At 64.2% G+C, this 5,619-nt stretch carries 9 protein-coding genes and 1 pseudogene; 7 read left to right on the top strand and 3 right to left on the bottom strand.

All coding sequences use genetic code 11. The features are described 5' to 3' along the window. Window positions 1-376: 376 nt before the first annotated feature. The 4 genes from EN780_RS39780 to EN780_RS26450 all read left to right on the top strand — a co-directional run bounded on the left by EN780_RS39780 (window position 377) and on the right by EN780_RS26450 (window position 2,321). Entirely contained in the window at window positions 377-862 is a 486-nt protein-coding gene (locus EN780_RS39780; protein ID WP_210215052.1) for a hypothetical protein, read from the top strand. Next, entirely contained in the window at window positions 838-1,008 is a 171-nt protein-coding gene (locus EN780_RS39775) for a hypothetical protein (RefSeq protein ID WP_210215051.1), read from the top strand. The genes EN780_RS39780 and EN780_RS39775 overlap by 25 nt, the downstream gene beginning before the upstream one ends. A gap of 363 nt (window positions 1,009-1,371) precedes the next feature. Continuing rightward, a complete protein-coding gene (locus EN780_RS26455; protein WP_245500147.1) occupies window positions 1,372-1,803 on the top strand; it encodes a porin in 432 nt (143 codons plus the stop codon). A 14-nt stretch (window positions 1,804-1,817) separates the two neighbouring features. Next, window positions 1,818-2,321: a porin gene (locus EN780_RS26450; RefSeq protein WP_128275761.1), complete on the top strand. Its 504-nt coding sequence runs from the start codon at window positions 1,818-1,820 to the stop codon at window positions 2,319-2,321. A 62-nt stretch (window positions 2,322-2,383) separates the two neighbouring features. Here EN780_RS26450 and EN780_RS26445 read toward each other — a convergent pair whose 3' ends face one another. From EN780_RS26445 to EN780_RS26435, 3 genes are all read right to left on the bottom strand, one after another. Continuing rightward, window positions 2,384-2,734: a hypothetical protein gene (locus EN780_RS26445; protein ID WP_128275760.1), complete on the bottom strand. Its 351-nt coding sequence runs from the start codon at window positions 2,732-2,734 to the stop codon at window positions 2,384-2,386. Window positions 2,735-2,839: 105 nt separating this feature from the next. Beyond that, entirely contained in the window at window positions 2,840-3,952 is a 1,113-nt protein-coding gene (locus EN780_RS26440) for a tetratricopeptide repeat protein (RefSeq protein ID WP_128275759.1), read from the bottom strand. Window positions 3,953-4,010: 58 nt separating this feature from the next. Next, window positions 4,011-4,643: a S24 family peptidase gene (locus EN780_RS26435; protein ID WP_128275758.1), complete on the bottom strand. Its 633-nt coding sequence runs from the start codon at window positions 4,641-4,643 to the stop codon at window positions 4,011-4,013. 80 nt (window positions 4,644-4,723) lie between these two features. On the opposite strand from EN780_RS26435, the gene EN780_RS38965 reads away from it, so the two are divergent. The 3 genes and pseudogenes from EN780_RS38965 to EN780_RS40835 all read left to right on the top strand — a co-directional run. Continuing rightward, a complete protein-coding gene (locus tag EN780_RS38965; RefSeq protein ID WP_189556741.1) occupies window positions 4,724-4,861 on the top strand; it encodes a hypothetical protein in 138 nt (45 codons plus the stop codon). A 185-nt stretch (window positions 4,862-5,046) separates the two neighbouring features. Beyond that, window positions 5,047-5,172, top strand: coding sequence for a hypothetical protein (locus EN780_RS41395; protein WP_281015713.1), 126 nt, complete (start codon window positions 5,047-5,049; stop codon window positions 5,170-5,172). 85 nt (window positions 5,173-5,257) lie between these two features. Next, window positions 5,258-5,619, top strand: a pseudogene (locus EN780_RS40835) (GcrA cell cycle regulator); the annotation flags it as partial.

Below are 5,619 nucleotides of genomic sequence, written 5' to 3'. Positions count from 1 at the left end.
GTCCGCGCCTGCGCCTGCCGCGCCAGCGCCATCCGAACCGGCGCCGGCGGCCCCCGCGCCATCAGCACCTGCGCCCGCGGCTCCGGCCCCGGCGCCGGCTCCCAGTGGCGGCTGATGCATCGAATGAGATGGGGCTCCGGCGTGGTGCGCCGGAGCCTTTTCTTTCCACTCTCCGCCAACCACAGCCTCGTAAGGATCTCCATCTCCAAAAGTCGCTTTTTGTCGCCGCAACGGAACTTTTTAGTCGTTGCTAATGTTCATCTTCCGATAGCGAACATTCGCCTTCGGGTGCCGACGATCGGAGCGGAAACGGCCGGTCGACCCAGCTTTGCTGCCCATCTGTCGCGCGAGTGTTGGCACATTCGGAGATCGGGCCATGAACAGGCGTCTAGTACTGCTTTCCTCTCTCACTGCGGTGTCTCTTGCGGCTGCCGGACCGTTGTCGCTCCTGCCTGCTCGCGCCGGCGAACCGCAATCGGCGAACGTTCCAGCGGCAATGCGGAAACTCTGGGAAGACCACATCACCTATACGCGGAACTACATCATCAGCGCCCTCGCGGGCCTCCAGGACACGGACGAAGTCGCGAAGCGCCTGCTCCAGAACCAGGATGAAATAGGCGACGCGGTAAAGCCCTATTACGGTGATGCCGCCGGCAAGAAACTGGCGGCGCTGCTCAAAGACCATATCAATATCGCAACGAAAGTGGTCGAGGCGGCCAAATCAGGCAGCAAGGACAAGCTCTCGGCCGCTCAGGATAAATGGTCGGCCAATGCCGACGACATTGCCGTTTTCCTTGCAAGGCCAATCCGAACTGGCCCGAGAAGGATCTCCGCCACATGCTGCACAAGCATTTGGAACTGACGACCGGCGAAGTGGTCGGCCGGCTGAACAAGGACTGGGCGGCAGACATCAAGTCCTACGATGAAGGCCATGACCACATGCTGAAGTTCGCCGACATGCTGACGGATGGCATCGCCAAACAGTTTCCGGACAAGTTCAACGGGTGAACACCGTCTTTGTAGGGCAGAGGTAGGATTGATCAGGCGGCGCCGAGCTTTCGGCGTGATCTGAAGGCAAATTTAAGAATATTAGAATGTATGCGATTGGCTTGACTGGGCGCGCGCGGGATTTACCAGTGTAGCGAAACATCCGCGCGGCATCGCCGCAACATGCGCGATGCAAACCAAAATACACCCAGTAAAAGTCAGGTATTGACCCGATCACGCCGTTGACACTGCACGCGCCCGCATGCGCCTTTTCGCGCCAGGGTTTTTTCGGCAACGAGCTTCGGGGTAGGGGCAATGCAAGGCATCAACCGTTTAATTTCATTTGCGTTTGTGGCCGCGGCGGGCGGTCTGTCGGCGCCGGCCTTGGCGGCGCCGGTGGAGTATGTCCGTGTGTGCACGCTCTATGGTGCGCGATACTACTATAGCCCCGGCACGGATACCTGCATCAACGCCGATACCGGCGAGACGCGCCGCGTCACCGAAGATCGCGTCGTCGTCGGGAAAACCGCGCTGGCAAGCAAGGTCGACGACATTGACGGCCGCGTCGCCCGCGCCTTTGAAAGCGCTTCGGTGGCCTCGGCGCTGACCAGCCCGGATTTCGTCCAGGGCGAGCATTTTGGCGTGCGCGTCAACTGGGGCAATGCCGGCCAGTCCAATGCCATGGGCGTCACCGGCGCGGCCGTGCTGGGCGAGGGCTTCCTGCCAGGCGGCACCGGCCGGCTGACCGGCGCGGCGGGCGTCGCCTTCTCGGGCAAGGCCGTCGGCGGCAATGCCGGCCTGCAGCTCACCTGGTAAGGCCGGGGGCAATCATGCTCAGATATCTTCTAGCGCCGGCGATGCTCGGCGCGCTCTGCGGCCTGTCGGCGCCGGCGCTGGCGAAGCCGGTCGAATACGTCAAGCTGTGCTATGCCTACGGCGCCAACTACTATTACAGCCCCGGCACCGACACCTGCATCAACGCCCAGACCGGCGACACTAGGAAGGAGGTCGATGACGGCAATGGCGGCACCACCACCGTCACAGGCAAGACCGCGCTGGCCAGCCATGTCGACGACATTGACAACCGCGTCACCCGCGCCTTCGAGAACGCCTCGATCTCGGCTGCCCTTGCCGCGCCGGACCTCGTCCAGGGCGAGCATTTCGGCCTGCGCGTCAACTGGGGCAATGCCGGCGGCGCCGACGCCTTCGGCTTCACCGGTGCTGCAGTGCTCAGCGAAGCCTTTGTCCATGGCGGCCGGCTGACCGGGACGATGGGCATCGCCTTCTCCAGCGGCACCGTCGGCGGCAATGCGGGGCTGCAGTTCAGCTGGTAGGAGGCATCTGACCTCCTTCCCTTGTGGGACCTTGTGGCATGAGAAGGGGAAGCGCTCGCCCTTCAAGCCTCCCACGCGTCGCTGGACAGAGCGAAGCGGATACTGGCCGCGGTCATGGCGAGCTCGCATTCGGTGACTGCGCGCAGGTTGCGCAGATAGCGCGCCACGGTTTGAGGCAGCCAGCCGGCGCAGGCCTCGACATAGGCGCGGCTGTGGACGAGCGTGCCGGTCGACAGGCGCTCGTCCTTCTCGGCGATCACCTTCAGACACTGGCGGATGAAGCGGATGTCCTCGGCGATGTCCTGGCTGGCCATCCGCCAGGCGCCGGCGAGGCGTTCGCGCTGCTCGAGCGGCAGCGGTGACAGCAGCGGGCGAGAGAGGTCGGCGAAGGCGGCGTGGTTTGCGGTGTTCAAGGATATCCCCTCGAAAGAAGGAAATATCGTACTTTACGTACGAATGCCGGTCAAGCCGATTTCGTACAAATTGAACGAGTGACGGTCATAAGAATCCGGTGCAACCTACGTCCCGCCAAGGCTAGCCGCCGTCTTCCGGTCGGCCTCGGCGCGTTCGCGGTTCCCCTTCGCCTTCCAGGAGGCGCTTCGGGCGCTGTAGAAGTCGGCGGATTTCTGATTGAGCGCGATTGCCTGGTCGTAGTCGACGATTGCCTGGTCGTGGTCGCCCTTGTGCGCCCAGGCGAGGCCCAGCGCGTGGTAGGCATCGGCCAACTTGGGGTCGAGGTCCACGGCCTTGTCGTAGTCGGCGATGGCGCGGTCGTCGTCGCCCTTGTTGGACCAGGCTAGACCCCGGCCGTAATAGGCGTAGGCGCGTTTCGGATTGAGGCCGATAGCCACGTTGAAATCGGCGATGGCGCGGTTGTAGTCACCTTTGCCGCCCCAGCTCAGGCCACGATTTTCATAAACCCCGATGAGTGTCGGATCGAAGGCAATGGCCTGGTTGTAGTCGGCGATGGCGTGATCGAAGGCGCCCTCCGCCGCCCATGCGCCGCCCCGGTTGAGGTATGCGGATGCGTTCTTGGAATCGGCGATGATCGCCAAATTGTAATCCGCGATGGCCCGGTCATTGTCGCCCTTGTACGACCAGGCAAGGCCTCGGTTGTTGTAAGCAGCGCTGCTTTTCGGGTCGAAGGCGATCGCCTGACCGTAATCGGCAATGGCCCGGTCGTAATTGCCCTTCGCGGCCCAGTCGTAGCCTCTGTTGTAATAAGCGGATGCGTATTCAGGATGGAGCCCTATCGCCTGATCGCTGTCGGCGATGGCGCGGTCGAGATCGCCTTCCATGGACCAGGCGTAGGCGCGCTTGAAGTAGGCTGTCGCGAGCTTGTCAGGAGCGCCGGCCTGGCTATCGATGATTTGCGTGCAGGCTTCGATCCGCCGGCTGGCGTCGGCCGCATTGCCGATGCACGCCGCATAGGTGAGATTGGCGGCGATCCCCATCGCGCCGCGGACGTCCAGCGCGACGAGGCCGGTCAGCAGCAGCAACAGCGGTGGGCGCCATTTTCGTACCAGCCATATCAGCCGGCTTTCGCCCACGCCTTCCTGGTTCACCATTTCGCCGGTTCTCCCTCGAAAACCATTGACCTCGGCCGACACCGACGGCTGCTTGCCATGCAAGCAGAAATTGCGGTGTCATGAAAGAGCAGTCAGAGGCCGACGGCGAGAGCGAGATTGCTCACATATCGATTATCGACCGTCTCACCCGCCCGATGATGGTGATCGCGCCCTCCAGCTCCGGCGGCGGGATGTCCAGATAGGACGCCGGCTGGAAGGGCGGAGTGTCGTTCGGGCGGTAGCGCTTGTAGGTGGCGCGGCCGGTTTCGTCGGCGATCACGTAGCAGCCATTGGTCACCAGCCGCTTGTCGCGCAGATTGACGAAGATGATCGAATCCGGCGGCGAGATCTTGTTCATCGACGGGCCATCGACGCGCAGCGCGATCCATTCGCCTTCCTCGAGGTCGGCGGTCGGGATGGTCGGATAGTCGGAGAGGTTGACCACGCCCTCCTGGCCGCCGAGCTCGCCGGCGCTGATCCATGACACGATCGGCACGTCGACGGTGAGCGGCGAGGCGGCAAAGCTTGCCGGTCCGGCCTCTGCGCCATCGGCGTTGAACAGCAGCCAGCCAGGGTCGACGTTAAACAGCCGGCCATATTTCTCCGCCGCCTTGCGCGACAGCGGCCGGTTGCCGTTCTCGTGGCTGATCAGCGTGTTCTTGTTGATGTCGCGCAAGGCCCGCGCCGCATCGCTCGGCGTGGCATAGCCCGCCGCGGTCCGCGCCTGCTGCAATCTGTGCCGTGGGTCCAGCATCGTACAAAACGCCTGAAAAATATCGTCCAATACGTACGATTTCGCTTGCGACTCTTTCGTACACATCGTACGATTAGCGCATGATCGAGCATCCCGCAAGCATTTCCGCATTGCCCACGAACATTTCGGGGCTGATCGACCGTTGGCACGGCATCGGCGCCGTCGCCGCCGTCGGGGTCAGCCCCGACGCGATAGCGCCGCAAGGGCAGGCGGCATGACCTTGCATCCTGATTTCCGTTCGTCTGCTGAATTCCTATCGTCCGGGCTGTCCCCCTCCCCGGTCCGGACGAATACCGGGGTCTTCGCCCCGGGTCCGGCTGCCCCATCGGCCGGAACGGCCGGAGCCGCTCCTCCCCCGGCTCCGGCCACCTTCCTTCGTCCGCCCGCGGCCGGCGCCGCCTCCGTGATCCGCACCGAGGATGGCACCGTCATCCTCTTTGATCGCGCAACCGGCCGGGCGGTGTCCGGCCTGACCAGGCAGGCGGCGGAGGCCGCGCTTCTGCGCCTCGAGGGCCGCGGCCCCGCCTGATCCGCCCATTCCCGAACGACTTCAGCGACGGCCCTCGGGCCGAACCCTGGCGCTCGCCCGCGCGCCGCAACCGATGGATCCCGATATGCCTGCCGCCTATACCGAGAAGGAACTCACTGAAATCGCGACCTGGCTCAAGGAGGGGCTTTCGGCCTCCCATATCGCCGTCCGCTTCAGCAGGCTGCGCGGAAGTCCGGTCTCGCGCAACGCCATCATCGGCATCGTGCATCGCGACGCCGGCCTGCGCGCCATCGGCTTCGCCAATCCCAAGGGCGGCCGTTCCGGCGGCCGGCCGAGGAAGCATGCTCGGCCGGACTGGCGGAGCAGGGTGGCGGCCGGAAGCATCGCGCTTTCCGAACCGTCGGCGCTTGCCAGGCAAGCCGAGAGCGCCGACGACGAAGCTGCCAATCTCCCCCCAAGTGGGGGAGATGCCCGGCAGGGCAGAGG

The organism is Mesorhizobium sp. M4B.F.Ca.ET.089.01.1.1 (assembly GCF_004022605.1).
In the GTDB taxonomy this organism is placed as follows: Bacteria; Pseudomonadota; Alphaproteobacteria; order Rhizobiales; family Rhizobiaceae; genus Mesorhizobium; species Mesorhizobium abyssinicae.
The sequence above is the reverse complement of the archived record's forward strand: the minus strand, read 5'-3'. Positions and strand labels throughout refer to the sequence as shown.

What these genes read in the sequence shown, in the direction of transcription:
- EN780_RS39780 (WP_210215052.1), top strand. Translation starts at nt 377, where the DNA reads ATGAACAGGCGTCTAGTACTGCTTTCCTCTCTCACTGCGGTGTCTCTT.
- EN780_RS26450 (WP_128275761.1), top strand. Translation starts at nt 1,818, where the DNA reads ATGCTCAGATATCTTCTAGCGCCGGCGATGCTCGGCGCGCTCTGCGGC.
- EN780_RS38965 (WP_189556741.1), top strand. Translation starts at nt 4,724, where the DNA reads ATGATCGAGCATCCCGCAAGCATTTCCGCATTGCCCACGAACATTTCG.
- EN780_RS26435 (WP_128275758.1), bottom strand. Translation starts at nt 4,643, where the DNA reads ATGCTGGACCCACGGCACAGATTGCAGCAGGCGCGGACCGCGGCGGGC.
- EN780_RS39775 (WP_210215051.1), top strand. Translation starts at nt 838, where the DNA reads ATGCTGCACAAGCATTTGGAACTGACGACCGGCGAAGTGGTCGGCCGG.